At 74.5% G+C, this 17,747-nt stretch carries 18 protein-coding genes; 10 read left to right on the top strand and 8 right to left on the bottom strand.

What is annotated here, in order from left to right; genetic code table 11:
• Window positions 1-19 precede the first annotated feature (19 nt).
• From QP090_RS09495 to QP090_RS09475, 5 genes are all read left to right on the top strand, one after another.
• Window positions 20-358, top strand: a complete 339-nt coding sequence (locus tag QP090_RS09495) for a DUF6507 family protein (RefSeq protein WP_285938190.1) — start codon at window positions 20-22, stop codon at window positions 356-358.
• 24 nt (window positions 359-382) lie between these two features.
• Window positions 383-688, top strand: coding sequence for a pore-forming ESAT-6 family protein (locus QP090_RS09490; protein WP_285938189.1), 306 nt, complete (start codon window positions 383-385; stop codon window positions 686-688).
• A 65-nt stretch (window positions 689-753) separates the two neighbouring features.
• Window positions 754-1,743, top strand: coding sequence for a TNT domain-containing protein (locus tag QP090_RS09485; RefSeq protein WP_285938188.1), 990 nt, complete (start codon window positions 754-756; stop codon window positions 1,741-1,743).
• A gap of 73 nt (window positions 1,744-1,816) precedes the next feature.
• Window positions 1,817-3,163 (top strand): type VII secretion integral membrane protein EccD, encoded by a 1,347-nt coding sequence (eccD, locus tag QP090_RS09480; RefSeq protein WP_329519521.1) that lies wholly within the window; start codon window positions 1,817-1,819, stop codon window positions 3,161-3,163.
• An 11-nt stretch (window positions 3,164-3,174) separates the two neighbouring features.
• Window positions 3,175-4,056: a MinD/ParA family ATP-binding protein gene (locus QP090_RS09475; RefSeq protein WP_285938187.1), complete on the top strand. Its 882-nt coding sequence runs from the start codon at window positions 3,175-3,177 to the stop codon at window positions 4,054-4,056.
• Between the two features lie 32 nt (window positions 4,057-4,088).
• Here QP090_RS09475 and QP090_RS09470 read toward each other — a convergent pair whose 3' ends face one another.
• From QP090_RS09470 to QP090_RS09440, 7 genes are all read right to left on the bottom strand, one after another.
• Window positions 4,089-4,949 carry a hypothetical protein gene (locus QP090_RS09470; protein WP_285938186.1) on the bottom strand — a complete coding sequence of 287 codons (861 nt, stop codon included), beginning with the start codon at window positions 4,947-4,949 and terminating at the stop codon, window positions 4,089-4,091.
• Between the two features lie 297 nt (window positions 4,950-5,246).
• Complete coding sequence (locus QP090_RS09465) at window positions 5,247-6,191, bottom strand: serine hydrolase (RefSeq protein ID WP_285938185.1); 945 nt, start codon at window positions 6,189-6,191, stop codon at window positions 5,247-5,249.
• Window positions 6,188-7,192: a LysR family transcriptional regulator gene (locus QP090_RS09460; RefSeq protein WP_285938184.1), complete on the bottom strand. Its 1,005-nt coding sequence runs from the start codon at window positions 7,190-7,192 to the stop codon at window positions 6,188-6,190. The genes QP090_RS09465 and QP090_RS09460 overlap by 4 nt, the downstream gene beginning before the upstream one ends.
• Before the next feature lie 14 nt (window positions 7,193-7,206).
• Window positions 7,207-8,418: an MFS transporter gene (locus tag QP090_RS09455; protein ID WP_285938183.1), complete on the bottom strand. Its 1,212-nt coding sequence runs from the start codon at window positions 8,416-8,418 to the stop codon at window positions 7,207-7,209.
• A gap of 134 nt (window positions 8,419-8,552) precedes the next feature.
• The gene (bla, locus tag QP090_RS09450; RefSeq protein ID WP_285938181.1) at window positions 8,553-9,500 is read right to left on the bottom strand and encodes a class A beta-lactamase; all 948 of its coding nucleotides are present in this window, start codon (window positions 9,498-9,500) and stop codon (window positions 8,553-8,555) included.
• Window positions 9,501-9,639: 139 nt separating this feature from the next.
• Window positions 9,640-10,683, bottom strand: coding sequence for a magnesium transporter CorA family protein (locus tag QP090_RS09445; protein WP_285938179.1), 1,044 nt, complete (start codon window positions 10,681-10,683; stop codon window positions 9,640-9,642).
• Window positions 10,684-10,787: 104 nt separating this feature from the next.
• Window positions 10,788-11,786, bottom strand: a complete 999-nt coding sequence (locus tag QP090_RS09440; RefSeq protein ID WP_285938178.1) for a LacI family DNA-binding transcriptional regulator — start codon at window positions 11,784-11,786, stop codon at window positions 10,788-10,790.
• Between the two features lie 120 nt (window positions 11,787-11,906).
• Here QP090_RS09440 and QP090_RS09435 point away from each other — a divergent pair, with 120 nt between their 5' ends.
• The 3 genes from QP090_RS09435 to QP090_RS09425 all read left to right on the top strand — a co-directional run bounded on the left by QP090_RS09435 (window position 11,907) and on the right by QP090_RS09425 (window position 14,348).
• Complete coding sequence (locus QP090_RS09435) at window positions 11,907-13,154, top strand: MFS transporter (RefSeq protein WP_285938177.1); 1,248 nt, start codon at window positions 11,907-11,909, stop codon at window positions 13,152-13,154.
• Window positions 13,151-13,636, top strand: a complete 486-nt coding sequence (locus QP090_RS09430) for a hypothetical protein (protein ID WP_285938176.1) — start codon at window positions 13,151-13,153, stop codon at window positions 13,634-13,636. The genes QP090_RS09435 and QP090_RS09430 overlap by 4 nt, the downstream gene beginning before the upstream one ends.
• Before the next feature lie 85 nt (window positions 13,637-13,721).
• Window positions 13,722-14,348 carry a DUF305 domain-containing protein gene (locus QP090_RS09425; protein ID WP_285938175.1) on the top strand — a complete coding sequence of 209 codons (627 nt, stop codon included), beginning with the start codon at window positions 13,722-13,724 and terminating at the stop codon, window positions 14,346-14,348.
• A gap of 21 nt (window positions 14,349-14,369) precedes the next feature.
• On the opposite strand, the gene QP090_RS09420 is transcribed toward QP090_RS09425, so the two are convergent.
• On the bottom strand, window positions 14,370-16,157 hold the full coding sequence (locus QP090_RS09420; protein WP_285938173.1) for a dolichyl-phosphate-mannose--protein mannosyltransferase: 1,788 nt from the start codon (window positions 16,155-16,157) through the stop codon (window positions 14,370-14,372).
• A gap of 191 nt (window positions 16,158-16,348) precedes the next feature.
• Here QP090_RS09420 and rsmI point away from each other — a divergent pair, with 191 nt between their 5' ends.
• A complete protein-coding gene (rsmI, locus tag QP090_RS09415; RefSeq protein WP_285938622.1) occupies window positions 16,349-17,170 on the top strand; it encodes a 16S rRNA (cytidine(1402)-2'-O)-methyltransferase in 822 nt (273 codons plus the stop codon).
• Between the two features lie 110 nt (window positions 17,171-17,280).
• Window positions 17,281-17,583, top strand: a complete 303-nt coding sequence (locus tag QP090_RS09410) for a hypothetical protein (RefSeq protein WP_285938172.1) — start codon at window positions 17,281-17,283, stop codon at window positions 17,581-17,583.
• Window positions 17,584-17,747: the final 164 nt, after the last annotated feature.

The raw sequence follows: 17,747 nt of genomic DNA, 5'->3' as shown, positions 1-17,747 counted from the left end.
CTGATAGGTGGGGAGTCACGTGGGGCGATGGGACTACGGCCAGGAGACCCTGGTCACCCTTGCGAAGAACACCGGGGGCTCGGCTCAGGAACTGGCCACGCTGGTCAAGCAGCTGATCGCGGCGGCCGAGCCGCTGACCGGGAAGTTCGACGGCGCGGGCAAGGCCGCGTTCGACTCGTTCAAGGCCCATTCGGACCAGATCATCGCGGACCTGACCACCGGGCTCGGCTCGGTGAACCAGGGGCAGGCCGGCATGGAGAAGGCGTTCGTCACCGGAGACCAGACCATGGCCGCGGACGCCCAGCACAACATGGGCGCGGCGAACTTCGACGGCGCCAAGTTCCGGACCGGGGCCTGAGCCGCGGGCCGAGAGGAGAACTCGATGGGCACAGGCGGACGACGCAGCTACGACACCGGCGCCTCCCAGGAGGCGCAGACCAACATCCACGCCGTCATCGCCCGGCTGGAGGCGCTGATCGGCCAGCACGAGTCCGACGTCAAGGCGGCCCTGTCCGACTTCGAGGCCACCGGGGTGTCCCCCGAGTACGCCGCGAAGGAGGCCAGGTGGAACAAGGCCGCCAACGAGACGCGTGAGATCATCCGGCTGCTGAAGGCCACCCTCGCCTCCAACGACCAGACGGCGCAGACCGCGCTCGGCAAGGCGAGCGCGGCGGTCGCGGCGATCTGATCCAGGCGGGGCCCGTCCGGGACCCACGGACGGCATGCGGCCCCTGAGCCGGAGAGGAGGTGCCGTTGGCACGCGACTACGACACCCAGCTCCTGGAATCGGTGGCGGTGCGCCGCCGGCGCCTCCGCGACGCGGTGCTCTTCGGCCCCCAGCGGGCCCGCCGGACGTTCGACGAGAGCCTGATGAAGGTCATGGCCGGGCTGTGCGTGGCGGCGGTGCTGTGCGCGGGGACGGTGGGGTGGTCCTTCCTCCGGTCCCATCTCGCGACGCAGAAGAAGGAGCAGCAGCGGGCCCAGCAGGCGCAGGCCCCAGCCCCCGACGTTGGGGCGGCTCCCATCCCGGCGGGCTGGGTCGGCGCGCGGGTCACCTTCCCGATGCTGCGCGCCGCGCTCGAGGAGGAGGAGGTCCCACCCGGCCTGTTCGTGCTCCCCGGGCAGCCGCGTCCCCCGGCCGGCAAGACGTCGAGCTACTACGTGCTCGCCCGGGGCGCGAACGGGTTCTCCGGCGGGGTCGTCGAGTACGAGCAGGGCCGCATCGGCGCCGAGTTCGCCACCGAGGACGAGGCGAGCCGGTGGCTGTACGGGGAGCTGGTGGTCAAGGAGTCCCCGCCGCCGCCGTCGCCGCCGGATCAGGAACCGCAGGCGCTCCAGCGCGGCGCGGCCCTCGCCGCCGACGTCCGTGCGAAGATCACCGCCGCGGGCGGCGGCTCGGCGACCTACCTCCTGCCCCAAGGGCAGGAGGTGGACCAGTTCGGACAGGAGAGCGGGTCGGTGCTGTTCCCCTACGGGATGCCGTTCGGGCAGCGCGGGCTGCCCCCGTCGGCGCGCGCCACCGTCGACCCGAAGACGCCGTCCGGCTACCGGCGCTACCGGGTGGCCAAGCCGTTCCAGGTCGCGGCGTCCCTGTCCGGTCCGACCGCGCTGGTCCCGGGCGGCGGGACGAGGCTGACGCTGAACGCGGGGCTGTTCTCCAGGCCGCCCGCGATCCCGACGGTCCGCTGGCTGCTCCGCGCCGGCTATCTGGAACGGGCCCGGGTCTCGGCCGTCCCCAAGTGAGCCGCCGCGGCGGGTACGACGACGGCCCCCGGACCCCGAGCCGGCGCGGGCCGATCCCGACAGAGACCGAAGGGTGCTGAGAACCATGTGGAGCAGGGTCACCCTGGTCGGAGAGCAGCGCAGGGTCGACGCGGTGCTCCCGGCGGGGGAGCCGATCGGCGCCCTCATGCCGGACGTGCTGGAGCTGCTGGGCGACCCCGTCCAGCATCCGGCGCGGCTACGGCACCTGGTCACCACCACGGGCGAGGTGCTGCACGGCGACGCCACCCTCGCCGGACGGGGCATCCACGACGGGGCCGTCCTGCGGATGGTCCGGGCGGACGAGCCGCTGCCCGCGCCGGTCGTGCACGAGGTCCCGGAGGCGGTCGACGGCGCGATCGCCGACCATCTGTGGCGGTGGTCGCCGCGCGCCGCCGAGTGGGCCGCGGGCGTCGCGACGGTCGGGCTGGCGCTGGCCTTCGGGCTGGTGCTGAAGGACGCCCTCGGCGGCACCGCGGGGCTGGCCGCCGCGTCCGCCGCCGCCGTGCTCCTGCTCGTGGGCGGGCTGGCCGCCGGCTCGCTGTGGCGGGAGTCGCTCGGCACCGCGCTGACCCTCGCTGGCGGCGCCCTCGGCGGGGTCGCCGTTTGGTCCGCCGCCGACCTGCACCACTGGGCCGGCTGGGGCCGCTGGGGGGCGCTGGCCCTCCTCACCGGGCTGCTGGTCACGGGGCTCGGCTCGACCTCGTCGCTCGGCCGCGGCGGGCTGATCGGCGGGGTGCAGACCGTCCTGCTCGGCCTCGTCTGGACGGCCTGCGCCGGCTTCGGGCTGGACGGCGCGCGGACGGGCGCGGTGCTCGCGGTCCTGTGCGTGGTCCTGCTCAACGTGATGCCGCGGGTCGCGCTGGCCCTCTCCGGCCTGACCTCGCTGGACGACCGGCGCAGCGGCGGCGCGCGGGTGCCGCGCGGCGACGTGCTGTCCGCGCTCACCGGGGCGCACCGCAGCCTGGTGATCGCGACGGCGGCGGTCGCGGTGGCCGTCGTGGTCGCCGGGTGGCCCGCCGCGTCCGGCGACCACGGGTCCGGCCCGGACGGGTGGACCGGCGCGCTGGTGGTGCTCCTCGCCGTCGTGGTGGCGAGCCGGGCCCGGCTGTTCCCGCTGATGCCGCAGAAGGCCGTCCTGCTCGCGGCGGCCCTGACGGTGTGGGGGACGCTCGCCTACCGGTGGGCGGACGGACCGTCCTGGTCCTTGATCCCGGCGCTGGGTATGCTGCTCGCGCCCCTGGTGATCCCGATCGTGGTGCTCACCGCCGAGCCCCCCGAGCATCTGCGGGCGCGGCTGCGCCGCATCACCAGCCGGATCGAGGCCGTGGCGGTGGTGGCGCTCCTCCCGGTCGCCATCGGCACCTTCGGCGTCTTCTCGCGCCTACTCGACACGTTCTGAAGGGGAGTGGGTTGTCCGAGCGCGGCGACACCACCCACGGCGACCCGGGGTGGCGGCGTGTCGGGCGCGGGGCGGCGCAGGCGTTCCGGCCCGCCGAGGACGTCCGGGAGATCACCGAGTCGGCCGCGCGGATCCAGCGCCCGATCACCACGGGCCGCCGCATCGCGGTGACCGGCATCCGCGGCGGCGCCGGGAAGAGCACCGTCACCGCGCTGCTCGCCACCGTCTTCGCGCACCACCGGCGGGACCGGGTGCTGGCCCTCGACATCGACCCCGATCTCGGCACGCTGGTGCCGCGCCTCGGCATCCGGGCCCGCCGGTCCCTCGCCGAGCTGCCGGACGAGGCGGAGGCGGCGCGGACCTTCGCGGGCGTCGAGCCGTACCTGCTGCGCGGTGGCGAGCGGCTGTGGGCGCTGTCGGGGCACCGGGCGGGCATCGGCGACAGCAGGCTGGACGCCGCCGCCTACGGGGCGACCGCCGTTCCGCTGACGCGGTTCTTCGGCGTGACGCTCATCGACTGCGGTCCCGGCGTCGAAGGCGAGCTCATCCAGGCGGTCCTGGGCGGCGCGCACGCCCAGGTGCTGGTCACACCCGCGACGCCGGACGGCGCGCGCAGCGCCGGGCGGGCGCTGGACCTGCTCGCCGGCAACGGGTTCGGCCACCTCCTGGCCCGGACGGTCGTGGTGTTCACCGCCAAGGGACCGCACTCGGGCGAGTCGCTCGACGCCGGCCGGGCCGCCGCGATCCTGAACGAGGTCGGCGCCGCGACGATCACGCTCCGGTACGACCGGCACATCGCCGCGGCGAGCGTGCTGGCCCCGCAGCGGTTCGCGCACACGACCCGCGTCGCGGCCCTCGGCATCGCCGCCGAGGCCCTGGACCGCGCCCGGTGACCGCCGGCCCCGGCCGGCCCCGCGAGCCTCCGTCAGCCTCCGCCCAGTGACTTGATCTTCTCGTCGAAGGTGGGGCGGATCTGGTGGAGGCACAGGACGGGGCGGTAGGCGTTCTCGGCCTCCAGGAACTTGTCCGACCCGCTCGGGCACTCCTTCCGGGTGTCGACCCGTGCGGTGATCTTGGCGATCGCGCTCTGCGACGAGCACGCCTGCTTCTGGGGCCCGTTCACCATGAACGAGATGTCGCCGATGCAGTCGCCGGATGACAGCACCTTCCCGCCCGCGCCGATGCACACCACCGGACGCGGCACCGTGCTGCCGCCGAACCTGGACAGCCGCGCGGTCTCCAGCGTCCGGGACGCGGGGCAGTCGCGTTCCGCGGGGACGCGCGCGACGACCTTGCCGTACCAGCCGGTGCCCGTGCACGGCTCCTCCGACCCCATGATCTGGAGGTCGCCGACGCAGTCGCCCGCACCCAGCATCCCGCCGCCCGCGCCGGGGTCGCCCGGGTGCGGACCCGCGAGGTTGCGCGTGCAGGTCTCCCAATAGCGCTTGTCCTTGTCGTTCAGCGTCACGTTCATGACGGCGTCCGCGCCGTCCGGGCAGTCGGGCTCCGACTGCCCCATGGGCAGGACGAAGGCGGACCGCTCTCCGGCCTTCACGACCTTCACGACCTTGGCCTTGGCGTCCTTGGCCGTGCAGGAGACGCGGCGTGCCTGCCGGATGGTCTTGGTGGACGACGACGGAGCGGACTCGGTGCGAAGGTTCACGCAGTGTTCGGCCTTCACGGGCCCGGTGGGACCGGCCGCGTCCCTGCGCTGCTTGCCGACGACCGTCGCGGCGGTGAACACCAGCCCGAGGACGACGACCCCCGCCACGATCAACCCGATCAACCGCCCACGCCGAAGCGGCGCGGGCGGCGGCCCAACCGGCCCCACCGGTCCCGGCGGCCCGAGCGGCCCCGGCGGCCCGAGCGGCCCGGACGGTCCAACCGGCCCGGACGGTCCCGGGGGCCCGGGGGGCGGTCCATACGCGCCCGGGGGCGGGAACGCGGGTCCCTGTTGGGGCGGGGAGTTCGGGTCGGGCGGCGGCGGGGGACTCTGGCCGGTCACGCGGGCATACCTCCGGATAGAACGTGCATAAGGGGAGAAGAGCGGCAGAACCCTACACGGCTCGCCCGCGTGCCCGGATCACGAGCCGGACGGGCGGCGGCGGAGGCTCTCGACCGCGATCCGGGCCGCGGTGCCGATCACCGCGTCGGCCTGCGGGAGCACCGCGATCGGCAGCAGCGAGCGGGTCGAGACCGCGACCGCGTACCGGCCGCCGTCGGGATACTCGACCACGCCCACCTCGTTGCGGATCGTGAGCAGGGTGCCGGTCTTGCCGCTGACCAGCACGTCGTCGTAGGGGAAGCCGGAGGACAGCCGGTGCGGCCAGACCTGGAGGCCGAACAGGCGGCGCATCGCCGCGCACTCGCCGCCGGGCGCCGCCTCGTCCCGCCAGATCAGGCCGAGCAGCCGGGTCATCTCGGCCGGGGTGCCGCGGCTGGTGCGGGCGGGATCGAGCGCGCTGAGCCGGCCGAGCATCCCGGGTTCGTCCAGCCGCCCCCACAGCTCGCCCAGGCTGCCGGCGCCGCTGTCGGCGAGGAGCCCGGCGTGCAGGTCGCGCCCGTTGGTCTCGACCCGGAGACCGGGCAGGCCGAGGCGTGCCGAGGTCGCGTTGACCTCCTCGATCCCGACCCGGTCGAGCAGCGCGTCCGCGGCGGCGTTGTCGCTCACCGTGATCATGAGGCAGGCCAGGTCGCGCAGCGACATCCGCACCTCGTCCAGCATCGCCGAGACGCCGGTCGGGCCCATGCTGCGCTCGCCCGGACGCAGCGTGACCGGCTCGGTCGGGTCGAGCAGGCCCGCGGCGGCGCTCCGGTAGAAGGCGACCAGCAGCGGCACCTTGAACACCGACGCGAGCACCATCGGCTCGCCGCCCCGGACGCCGACCTCCCGTCCGGTGTCGATGTCGGCCGCGTGCAGGCGGCCGGTGACCCCGGCGTCGCGGAACGCCGCCTCGATCCGTGCCGCGGCGTCCACGTCCCGCCTCTCGCCGCGTAGTCCGGCGCGCCCGGCGTCCAGGCCGTTCACGCCAGGAACCCCGAGGCCGGACGGGGGACGACGCGGCGGGACGGCGCTGCGCCGAGGGGCGTCATGCCGGCCTCGCCGCGCAGCACCTCGGTGGCGACGGCGGTGAACTCGGCCACCGCCCGCGCGCGTGCGGGGTCGTCGCCCGGACGCCACGTGCACGACACCCGCCAGGTGAGCGGGTCGCCGAGCAACGGCCGCCACGCGACCCCGGCGGTGTCGGCGGTGCGGGGGGCGAGCGCCACGGCGGTGCCGGCCAGGACGAGGCCGAGGGCGAACTGCGGATGCCGCGCCTCGTGCACGGCGGGCGGGTCGTAGCCGTGCCGGCGGCAGGCCGCGAGCAGCTCGTCGTACAGGCCGGGTGCCTCGTCCCGGGGGAACGCGACGAGGTCGCGGCCCGCCAGGTCGGCGAGGTGCACCTCGGGCGCGTCGGCGAGCGCGCCCCGTCCGCCCGGCGCGTCCCGTCCGCCGTCGTCGCGGTGCGGTCCGGCGGGGAGCAGGACGCCGACCGGCTGGCCGAGTATCGGACCGAGCTCCAGGTCGCGGGTGTCGAACGGGTGCCGGACGACGCCCACGTCGAGCGCGCCGTCGGCGAGCGCGCGGACCTGCTCGGCGGTGTCGGTCTCGCGCAGGTCGAGCCGCAGGTCGGGACGTCGCTCGCGGAACGCGGCGATCAGCGCGGCGACCACCGTGCCGCCGAGGTCGGCGGGCAGGCCCGCGCGGACGGTCCCGGCCTCGCCGAGCCGCGCCCGTTCGGCGAGGGAGTAGATCCGGTCCACCCGGGGCAGGATGTCACGCGCCTCGTCGAGCAGCAGCCGCCCGGTCGCGGTGAGCTCCACCCTGCGGTGCGACCGGTCGAACAGCCGGACCCCGAGCTCCTTCTCCAGCCGCTGGATCCGCTGGCTCAGCGGCGGCTGGGCCATGCCGAGCCGCTCCGCCGCGCGGCCGAAGTGCAGCTCCTCGGCGACGGCGACGAAGGAGGTCAGATGCCCCACCAGGTTCACGACCAGGGATGATATCAAGGCTCATATCGTCCGGCGGACGATATCGGATCTGCATGACCGCGTCCCGTCCCGCAGCGGACGGCGGCGGCCAGCGCGACCGCGGCGAGGGCCGCCAGCGCGGTCGCGGCGCCCGCGGGGCCGGCGTCGAAGAGGTGCCCGACGCCCAGCCCGCCCGAGAACACGACCAGTCCGGAGCACCAGGAGTAGACCCCGAGGTAGGCGCCGATCCGCGCCGCCGGGGCGTGCCGGGTGATCGACTGGAAGACCGAGGGCTGGAACACCCCGGTCGCCAGCCCGTTGAGGACCGCGGCGGCCAGCAGGCCCGCGGCCAGCGGCGGACCGGCCCCGGGCAGCAGCGCGAGCAGCACGTACACCGCCGTCGAGCACAGCAGCCCGGCCCGCAGCACGCGGGGCCGTCCGGCGCGGCCCCGCGCGGCGCACCACGGCTGGATCGAGGCCGCGACCGCCGCCGACAGGCACAGGAACGCCGTGGTGAGGCCCGCGCCGACGTCCTTCAGCGGGACGACCGTCATGGTCTGCTCGGTGAGCAGCGTGGTGGGTGCGGCCACCACCACGAACCTGAAGAACGTCCTGTCGCGGAGCACTCCCGCGACGTTCCGGGCGAGCTCGCGCGCCCCGGCCGCCGCGCCGTTCCGCGGCGGCCTCGCGGCGGTGGCCCCGCCCAGGTGCAGCAGGACGAACAGCAGCGCCGCGATCGACCAGGTGCCCGCCGCGCCCGCCGTCACCAGCCCGAACCCGCCGCCGCCGTCGCCGCCCGCCGCGAGCAGCGCGAGCCCCACCGGGGGACCGGCCACCGCCGCGATCTGGCCGGTGATCACGTAGACGGCGAAGCCGCGGTCGCGGCGGGCCGGGGCGGTGCCCGCCAGCAGCGACTGCGCGGCGGGGTGGAACAGCGCGCCGCCCGTCCCCAGCAGGACCGCGGCGCCGAGCAGCCCGGCCGGTCCGCCCGCCGTCCCGAGCAGCGCGAACCCGGCCGTCCGCAGCACGCAGGCGAGCACCCCGACGCGGGGGGCGCCGATCAGGTCGGTGAGCGCGCCGACCGGCAGGAACAGCGCGTACTGCACCGCGATCCGCACGCCGAGGATCAGCCCGATCGTGCCGGCGAGCAGGCCGACGTCGTCCCGCAGGTGCGCCACGACGTGCGTCATCACCGCGTAGTAGCCGAGCGACGCGGCGAGCTGCACGCTCACCACGACCGCGATCACCCGCCCGTCGCCGCCCGCGCGCCACCGTGTCGATGACCACCGTGTCGATGACCACCGTGTCGACCGCCGGAGCGGGGCACGTTCAGGCGGGGCGGGCGCGATCGCGCCCGCCCCGCCGGGGGCGTCTTGACCGGTCAGCGGGTCTTGCCCAGGCCGGACACCAGGATGGACGCGGTCCGGGAGATGACCGTGTTGTCGGTCGTGCCGGCCGCGGCGTCGCGGTTGGTGTAGATGGAGATGATCACGGGGGCGCCGGACGGCGGCCACGCCACGGCGATGTCGTTCGCCGCGCCGTAGTTGCCGGCGGTGCCGGTCTTGTCGCCGACGACCCAGCCCTTGGGCACCCCGGCGCGGATCCGCTCGTCGCCGGTGAGGTTGCCCCGCAGCCAGCCGTTCAGCCGGGCCTGGTCGGGCGCGGTGAGGGTGCCCCCCACGGTGGTCCCGCGCAGGTTCCGCCCCATCGCGCCGGGCGTGGTGGTGTCGCCCCGCTGGCCGGGCTTCCAGATGTTGAGATCGGTCTCCCAGCGGTCCAGCCGGGACACCGGGTCCTTGATCGAGCGGAGGAACCGGGTCAGCCCGGCCGGTCCGCCGATCTGCTTCAGCAGCATGTTGCCCGCGGTGTTGTCGCTCTGGGTGATGGCGGCCTCGCAGAGCTGCGCGATGGTGAGGCCGCTCTTCACGTGGTCCTTGGTCACCGGGGAATTGTCGACGACCTCCGAATCCTTCCAGTAGACGACCCGGTTGATCAGGCCGGGGTCGGATTCGCGGGCCTTCCGCAGGACCGCGGACGCCGCCATCGTCTTGAACGTGGACAGCATCGGGAACCGTTCGTCCGCCCGATGGGAGACGACGCGGCCGGTTCCGGTGTCGACGGCGAACGCGCCGATGCGCCCCTGGTACGACTTCTCCAGTTCGCGGAGCCGGCGTTCCACGGTGGCCTGCGCGGCCCGCGCCTCGCCGGGACGGGACGTGTCGACCGTGATCTGGGACTTGGCGCTCTGCGGGACGGCCGGAGCGGAGGTGGTGCCGCATCCGGCGAGGCCGATGGCCGTGGCGACCGCCAGCGTGGTCGAGCCCAGCATCGTCCGGAATCTCGAAGGGTTGGTTAGGCGCATGCGGAACAGCAGAGCAGAGCCGCGCGAGTGATGTCCAATATTGATATTGGATGCCTTTTCATATCCAAATCAATATCGACGCTGGGTACGAGTCCGCCGCCCCCGATCAAAGCCAGTCGCGGATTTTGAAGACGAGGTACAGTCCGATGCTGCAAAGGATCATGATGACCGTGCTGAGGTAGAAGCCCCAGCCCTGGCTGAACCCCGGATACGGGACGTTCTGCCCGTAGAACCCCGTGACGGCGGTCGGCACCGCGATGATGGCGGCCCAGCTCGTGACCTTCTTCATCACCTCGTTCAGCCGGTTGCCCTGGAGGGCGATCCGCGTGTCGAGCAGGTTGCCGACCAGATCGCGCAGGCCCTCGGTCCACTCGCCGACGTGCAGCGCGTGGTCGTACACGTCCTGGAAGTAGGGCGTCAGCTCCTTGGAGACGAACTCCAGGTCGCGGCGGAGCAGCGTGTTGAGGATCTCCCGCATCGGCAGTCCCACCCGCCGCAGCATGACCAGGTTCTTGCGCAGCCGGAAGCTGCGCCGCTGGATCTCGCGGACCGGGAACCGGTCGTCGAAGACCAGCTCCTCCAGTTCGTCGGCCTCGTCGTCGAGCCCCTGCACCGCGTCGAGCTGCCGGTCGACGACCAGGTCGAGCAGCCCGTACAGCAGCAGCGGCGTCAGCGGCCCGGTGCCGTCGGCGCGCGCGATCGCCGGGATGTCGTCCCAGCGCTCCAGCAGCGCGTCGACGTCGAAGCCCGCGTCCTGCCGGACGGTGACCAGCGCGCGCTCGGTGACGAACGCCGAGACCTCGTGCATCGTCAGCGCGCCGTTGATCACCACCGGGACGTAGACGTTGAGGAAGAGGTAGCCGCTGTAGCGGTCGAGCTTGGCCCGCTCGTGCGAGGACACCGCGTCCTCCACCGCGACCGGGTCGAGCCCCAGCTCGTCGCCGATCACCCGCAGATCGTGCTGGCCGGGCCCGCACAGGTCCAGCCACACGGTGACCCGCTCGCGCTGGAGGTGGTCGCTCACGTCCGCGACGTCGAACCCCTCGGCCTCCACCCGGCCGTCCCGCCAGGCCCGGGTCCGTGGCGGCCGGGTGCCGATGCGGTTGTCGGGGTGGGAATCGGGGTCGGTCTCGGTGGGGGCGTGTGCCATGGGGCCTCTTATACCCGCTCGGCGCGGACCTGCCCGGCGCGGCCCACGCGACGCGGCCCGCCCGGCCGGATGCGGCGCGGCCTACGCGGTGGGGGCGGCGCGGCCTACGCGGCGGGGGGCGGCGCGGTCGAGCCGCGCACGACCAGGCGGGCGGGGAGCGAGCGGGCGGCCGGACGTCCGCCGCCGAGCAGCTCGATGAGGGCGGTCATCCCCTGGACGCCGAGCTCCTCGGCCGGGAGCCGGACCGTGCTCAGCTCCGGTTCGAGCGCGGTCGCCAGCAGCACGTCGTCGAACCCGGTGACCGACAGGTCGGACGGCACCGTCAGCCCGCGCGCCAGCGCCGCCTTGTAGGCCCCGGCGGCGATCAGGTCGTCGTCGCAGACCAGCGCGGTCGGCGCGGCCGGACGGTCGAGCAGGCGCCCGGCGGCGGCCTTGGCGGAGCCGACCTCGATCGCCGCGGTCGCCCGGGTGAGGACGCCGCCGGGCAGCGCGGCGACGGCGGCGGCGAGCGCGTCGCCCCGGGCCCGGAACGTCCACTGGTCGACCGCGGCGGCGACATGGCCGATCCGGCGGTGCCCGAGCCCGGCGAGGTGCGCGGCGACCGCCCGCATCCCGCCGGCGACGTCGAAGTCGACGGTCGGCGCGGCGCCCTCCGGATCGCTGTCGAGCATCACCGCGGGCGTGCCGTGGAACCGGTCGAGCGCGGCGACGGCCATCGACGAGGCGAGGATCCCGTCGATCGCCTCGTGCGGCACCGCGAACGGGCTGTCGGCCGGACGCGCGTCGTCGGGCCACGGGTACACCACGACGCCGAACCCGTGCTGGACCGCGACCCGCGCGGCGCCCGTGTAGACCGGGCCGAAGAACGGCGCGGTCAGCGTCGGGACCATCAGCAGCACCGTGCGGGTGGTGCCGAGGCGCAGGTTGCGGGCGGCGAGGTTGGGCCGGTAGCCGAGCTCCGCGGCGGCCCGCCGCACGCTGCGCGCGGTGGCCGGGGACACCCGGCCGGTCCACTTGCCGCCCATGACGAGCGAAACGGTCGACTGCGAAACCCCGGCCGCCTGTGCCACGTCCCTGCTGGTCGGACGGCTGGTCGCCGGCACGGGTGCCTCCCTGCGAGCCTTCGGGTCGGAAACAGGGTAGAGCCGCCGGGGGGTGAGGTGGTACGTATGACTCATCCAGTGGTACGTATGACTGGCCTTCGACGTCTCAGGGAGCCTGAAATGCGCGCCTATGCCGACTTCCTGCGCGCGCGTTACGCCGGACGGCTCCTCGCCGGAACCCTGCTCGGCCGGCTTCCCAACGGGATGGGGATGCTCGCGGTCGTCCTGCACGTCCGGGCCGGAGGCGGCGGCTACCCGCTCGCGGGGACGCTCGCGGCGGTCTTCGGCCTGTCCATGGCGGCGGGCCAGCCCGTCCTCGGCCGCGCGATGGACCGGCTCGGCCAGTCCCGCGTGCTGCTCCCGGCCGCCTGCGCGTCCGCCGCCGGATTCGCGCTGCTCGCCTGGGCCGGCGCGAGCCCGCTGCCGGTCGCGATCGGCGCGGTCGTCCTCGCCGGGTTCGCCACCCCGCCCCTGGAGGCGGGCCTGCGGGCGCTGTGGCCGATGGTGCTGTCCGGCCCGTCCCAGGTCCAGGCCGCCTACGCGCTGGACGCGGCGGCCCAGGAGATCCTCTTCACCGTCGGGCCGCTGCTCGTCGTCGCCGCCGCGGCGCTGTCCACCGAGGCCGCGCTCCTGCTCACCGGCGCGCTCGGCATCGCCGGGACGCTCGTCGTCGCCCTCTCCCGGCCGTCCCGCACCTGGCGCGGCGCGCCCCGGACCGCCGGCTGGGCGGGCCCGCTGCGCTCGTCCGGCCTGCGGGTGCTGCTCGTCGCGCTCGCGGGCACCGGGATCGCCCTCGGCGTGTACGCGGTGGCCGTGGTCGCCTACGCCGAACGCCTGGACGACGACCTGGCGTCCGGGCTGCTGCTGGCCTCGATGTCGGCCGGGGCGCTGCTCGGCGGCCTGGTCTACGGCGCCCGCTCCTGGCCCGGCGGGCCGCACCACCGCCTGCCCTGGCTCCTCGCCGCCCTCGCGGCCGGCTACCTGCCGCTCATCTGGGCGCCCGGCCTGACCGTCATGCTGGTGCTGGCCTTCCTCAGCGGCATCATGCTCGCGCCCGTGCTGGCCTGCTGCTTCTCGCTGGTCGACCGGCTCGCCCCGCAGGGCACCGTGACCGAGGCGTTCGCCTGGGTGGTCGCGGCGGTCGGCGCGGGCAGCTCGCTCGGCTCGGCCGTCTCCGGCCTCGGCCAGAGCCTGGCCGGGGTGCCGGGCGCGTTCACCGGGGCCGCGGCCGGCGGCGTCCTGGCCCTGGCCGTCTGCCTCCTCGGCATGCGCGCCCTCCGCCCGTCCGGCGAGTCCCGCCCGTCGGACGGAACCGGCGCCCAGGACGGCCCACTCCCGGGAGATCGGGCGCTAGAGTTGGGAGGATGAACGGGCGGGGGGTATCACGCGGCGCGTGGCCGATGCTGCTCGGCCTCGGCCTCCTCCTCGCGGGCCTGTTCATGATGCACGGCGTCACCGCCACCCCCTCGCCGCTCCACGTGTCCGAGCCCGTCCTCGTCCAGCCGATGGCGCACACCGCCCACCAGGGCTCACCCGCCATGAGCATGGACGCGGCCCCGGACGCGAATCCGGCGGCGGTCCTGGGCGCGGTCCCGGGCGCCCACGCGGACATCGCGGGCGCCGCCCCCATGGGCCTCGGCATGGACATGAACGGCTGCATCGCCGGGGCCATCTGCTTCGCGCTGCTGACCGCCGCCGCCCTCGTCCTGGCGGCCCTGGCGGGACGCGCCCTCGACCTCGACCTCATCCCCGCCCGTCCCGGCGCCGCGTCCGTGCTGCGGTGGCGACGCGGGCGCCCGCCCCGGGCCAGACCGCCCAGCGTCTACCAGCTCTCCGTGCTGCGGCTGTGACAGGCCGGTGAGCCGGTGCGCCGTCCGTTTGACGCGCGCCGGTCCCGTCCGCATGCCCGAAGGTCACAGCAGGAGGAGAGACGACGTGAAGAAGCGATTTCTGGTGCTCGCCGCAACGGTCCTGATCGGTGCCGCCGCGTGCGGTGGCGGCGACGGCGAGGCGGGCGGCAAGCCTGCGGGCCACGACATGCCCGGCCACGACATGGGCGGCATGTCCGCCGGCACCGCCGCCAAGGGCGACCACAACGACCAGGACGTCATGTTCGCCCAGATGATGATCCCGCACCACCGGCAGGCGGTGCAGATGTCCAAGGTGGTCGCCGCCGGCTCCGGCGACGCCGAGGTCAAGCGGCTGGCCGCGCGGATCGAGCGGGCGCAGGCCCCCGAGATCCAGACCATGACCGGCTGGCTGAAGCAGTGGGGCGCGGGCGAGCGGCCCGCGGCCGGCGGGCAGATGCCCGGCATGGACCACGGCGCCGGGATGCCGGGGATGATGTCGGACGCCCAGATGAAGAAGTTCTCCGGGCTCAAGGGCGCCGCGCTGGACGAGCGGTTCCTCACCATGATGATCGAGCATCACGAGGGCGCGGTCACCATGGCCGGGGACGAGCTCTCGAAGGGCGCCAACGGCCCCGCCAAGACGCTGGCGCAGGCCATCGTCACGACGCAGCGGACCGAGATCGCCACGATGCGGTCGATGCTGAAGAAGTAGCCCCCGGCCGGGCGGTGCGGGTCAGACCCAGGTCCTGAGCCAGATCCGGGCGTGCCAGGAGTCGTACGGCAGCACCTGGGCGGACAGGATCGGGTAGAAGTAGGCGAAGTTGGCCAGCACCAGGAGCATGAACGCGCCGACCGCCGCCGCGCCGACGACCCGCCGCATGCCCGCGGGCAGTGCGGGCGGCGGCGGGCCCGGTGCCGGCGGCTGCCAGGCCGTGGCCCCCACCAGAGCCTCGGAGGCCGGGTCGTCGTCCTCGGGCGACAGCCCCATCAACGCGCCGTCGCCCGCTCCATAACCCACCGGGCCGTACCCCACCGCCCCATGGTCCGCCGCGGGCACGCCGGCCGCGTGCGCGCCCGCGGCGGACGGGGCATGGGCGCCCGCGGTGTTGGGGGCGGGGCCGATCAGGTAGCCGAACACGAGCACGATCGCCAGCACCATGAACGGGATCATCGGGGTGGCGTAGAAGAGGAACATGGTGCGGTCGGCGAACGCGGACGGGAACCAGGTCAGCCATCCGGCCAGGAAGCCCAGCAGGATCGCGCCGGCCCGCCAGTCGCGGACCATCGCCCAGATGAACACGAGCGCGACGAGCGCGATCAGCGCCCCCCACCACAGCGCGGGCGTGCCGATGCCGAGGATCTCGCGGGAGCATCGCGCGGCGTCGCAGGCGCCCTTGGGCTCGTTGTAGAAGAACGCCACCGGCCGGCGCAGGATCGGCCAGTCCCAGGGCCACGACTGGTAGGGGTGCTTGGAGTCGAGCCCGGTGTGGAAGTTGAGGATCTCGGAGTGGTAGTGCCACAGCTTCGGCATCGCCTCGAACGGCCGCCACAGCGGGTTGGACGAGACCTCGCCGCGCCCCCAGCCGCCCGGCCGGAAGATCCAGCCCCACCAGGACGCCAGGTAGGCGATCGCGGCGACCACGACGAGCTGGAAGAAGGCGGGCACGGCGTCCAGTGTCAGCGCCCCGGCGAGCGGGTTGCGGACCCCGGCGGCCCGGCGGGCGCCGAAGTCCCAGCACACCACCATGAGGCCGAACGCGGCGATGTAGAAGACGCCGGTCCACTTGGTCGCGCAGGCGAGGCCGAGGCAGACGCCCGCCGCGATCCGCCAGCCGTGCAGGACGTACGGACCGTACAGACCGTACCTGCGGGCGCCGTTCTCGATCTTGTCGGCGAGCTGCCGCCTGGAGCGGTCCCGGTCGTTCACCAGGCAGGCGAACCCCGCCAGGATCCAGAACATCACGAAGATGTCGAGCAGCGCGGCGCGGCTGGTGACGAACTGGAGCCCGTCCAGCGCGAGCAGCAGGCCCGCGGCGCAGCCCAGCAGTGTCGAACCGGTCATCCGGCGTGCCACCCGGGCCAGGATCAGCACCGACAGGGTGCCGACCAGCGCCGGCACGAACCGCCACCCGAACGGTGTCGCGCCGAACATCCACTCGCCGATGGCGATCATCCATTTGCCCATCGGGGGATGCGCGATGAACGAGGCCCCGTCCGCCCAGATCCGCGCGTCCGGATCGGCGATGAGCAGCTTGTCGGCGTCCTTGACGGTGTTGTGCTCCCAGCCGAACTTCAGCAGCGCCAGCGCGTCCTTGGCGTAGTAGGTCTCGTCGAAGACCACCGCCTTCGGGTCGCCCAGCCGGTAGAACCGCAGGAACCCGGCGAACACGGTCACCAGCAGCGGCCCGAGCCAGCCCCACGCGGCACCGCCCGGGATCGGCGGGGCGAGCCACACGCGCAGCGGGGTGCGCTCCATGCGTTCCGCCGGGACCGTCGCCGGGGCGTTATCCGTCATCGCCATTACGTCATCGTACGGTCGGTTCCGGTACGGCTCGGGCGTCCCGCGGTCCCGCCACCGCGCCGTGGCGGGAGAATGGCCGGGTGACGACCGACGGAGCGGACGACAGAACCGACCACGGACCGGCCCACCACGGAGCGACTCACCACGGAGCGGCCCGCGAGGCCCCGTCCGGCGAGGCCCCCGGGACGCTGCTGCTCGGCGCGGCGCCGATCGGCCGGCCCGAGGACGCCTCGGCGCGGCTGCGCGCGGCGCTGGCCGCCGCGCCGATCGTCGCGGCGGAGGACACCCGGCGGCTCCGCCGGCTGGCCGCCGACCTGGGCGTGCAGGTGCGCGGCCGGGTGGTGTCCTACTTCGACCAGAACGAGCGGGCCCGCGCCGCCGAGCTGCTCGCCGACCTGCTGGCCGGACGGGACGTGCTGGTGATCACCGACGCCGGGCTCCCCGGGGTGTCGGACCCGGGCTACCGGCTGGTCCGCGCGGCCGTCGCCGAGGGCGTGCCGGTCACCGTGCTGCCCGGCCCGTCCGCGGTGACGACGGCGCTGGTGGTCTCGGGGCTGCCGACCGACCGGTTCTGCTTCGAGGGGTTCCCGCCGCGCAAGCCCGGCGAGCGGTCCCGGCGGCTGGACGCGCTGGCCGCCGAGCCGCGCACGATGGTGTTCTTCGAGGCGCCGCACCGGCTGGCCGCCACCCTCGGCGCGATGGCCGAGGCGTTCGGCGCGGCCCGGCCCGCCGCGGTCTGCCGCGAGCTGACTAAGACCTACGAGGAGGTCGTCCGCGGCCCCCTCGGTGAGCTGGCCGGCTGGGCCGCGGACGGCGTGCGCGGGGAGATCACGCTCGTGGTCGGCGGCGCCCCCGAGCCGGAGGGCCTGTCCGAACCTGCCGACCTGGTCGCCGCCGTCGCCGCGAGGGAGGACGCCGGGACGCCCCGCAAGCAGGCCATCGGCGAGGTCGCCAAGGCGAACGGGCTGCCGAAACGGGTCGTGTACGACGCCGTCGTCACCGCGCGGAGATAGTCACCTCACCCAACTCAATCTTTACGGGAACAACCCCCCGTAGTAGCGCGTATGGGGCGACTATGGAGCTCCGAGCGCGAAGAGTGGCGGTCACCGAGGAGGTGGTAGCCGTGCGCGATGCATGGTCGAGCCACGAGAGCTGGGTTTACGAGTGCCTGTGCTGCTTCACGACCTGGAACGAGGAGTTCGAGGTCCAGCACATCGGCGGGGGGCATCACGAAGAGGGCATCGTGTACGAGCATGACGGCCACCGGTGCATGAACCCCTGGAGCGATCACCCCTGCCCCGGCTGCGAGAGCAACAACGTCAAGGCGTACTCGGCCCCGTGGACCGTGCACGTCGACGCGCCGCACGCCCAGCGGGCCGACGACCTGGAACTGGTGTTCCGGCTTCGCCGGCTGCACGCCTGGTAGTACCGGTCGCGGTGCCGTCGCCGGGAGCGTCCGGCGACGGCACCGGTCAGCCGGCGGCGATCTCCGGGACCTTGTCCTCCTGAGCGCCGCCGGTCACGCCGGCTTCCCCTTCACCGACCTCGACGGTTCCGCCGTCCTGCGCGGGCACCCCCGCCCCGCCGGTC

Origin of the sequence: Actinomadura xylanilytica, assembly GCF_030283145.1 — a bacterium.
GTDB classification, from domain to species: Bacteria; Actinomycetota; Actinomycetes; order Streptosporangiales; family Streptosporangiaceae; genus Spirillospora; species Spirillospora xylanilytica.
Note: the sequence above shows the minus strand (reverse complement) of the source record. Positions and strands in the feature narration are given on the sequence as shown.

What these genes read in the sequence shown, in the direction of transcription:
- QP090_RS09490 (WP_285938189.1), top strand. Translation starts at nt 383, where the DNA reads ATGGGCACAGGCGGACGACGCAGCTACGACACCGGCGCCTCCCAGGAG.
- bla (WP_285938181.1), bottom strand. Translation starts at nt 9,500, where the DNA reads ATGCTGGGCTCGACCACGCTGGCGGTCGCCACGGCCATCGGCCTCGCC.
- QP090_RS09445 (WP_285938179.1), bottom strand. Translation starts at nt 10,683, where the DNA reads ATGGCACACGCCCCCACCGAGACCGACCCCGATTCCCACCCCGACAAC.
- QP090_RS09435 (WP_285938177.1), top strand. Translation starts at nt 11,907, where the DNA reads ATGCGCGCCTATGCCGACTTCCTGCGCGCGCGTTACGCCGGACGGCTC.
- QP090_RS09430 (WP_285938176.1), top strand. Translation starts at nt 13,151, where the DNA reads ATGAACGGGCGGGGGGTATCACGCGGCGCGTGGCCGATGCTGCTCGGC.
- QP090_RS09420 (WP_285938173.1), bottom strand. Translation starts at nt 16,157, where the DNA reads ATGGCGATGACGGATAACGCCCCGGCGACGGTCCCGGCGGAACGCATG.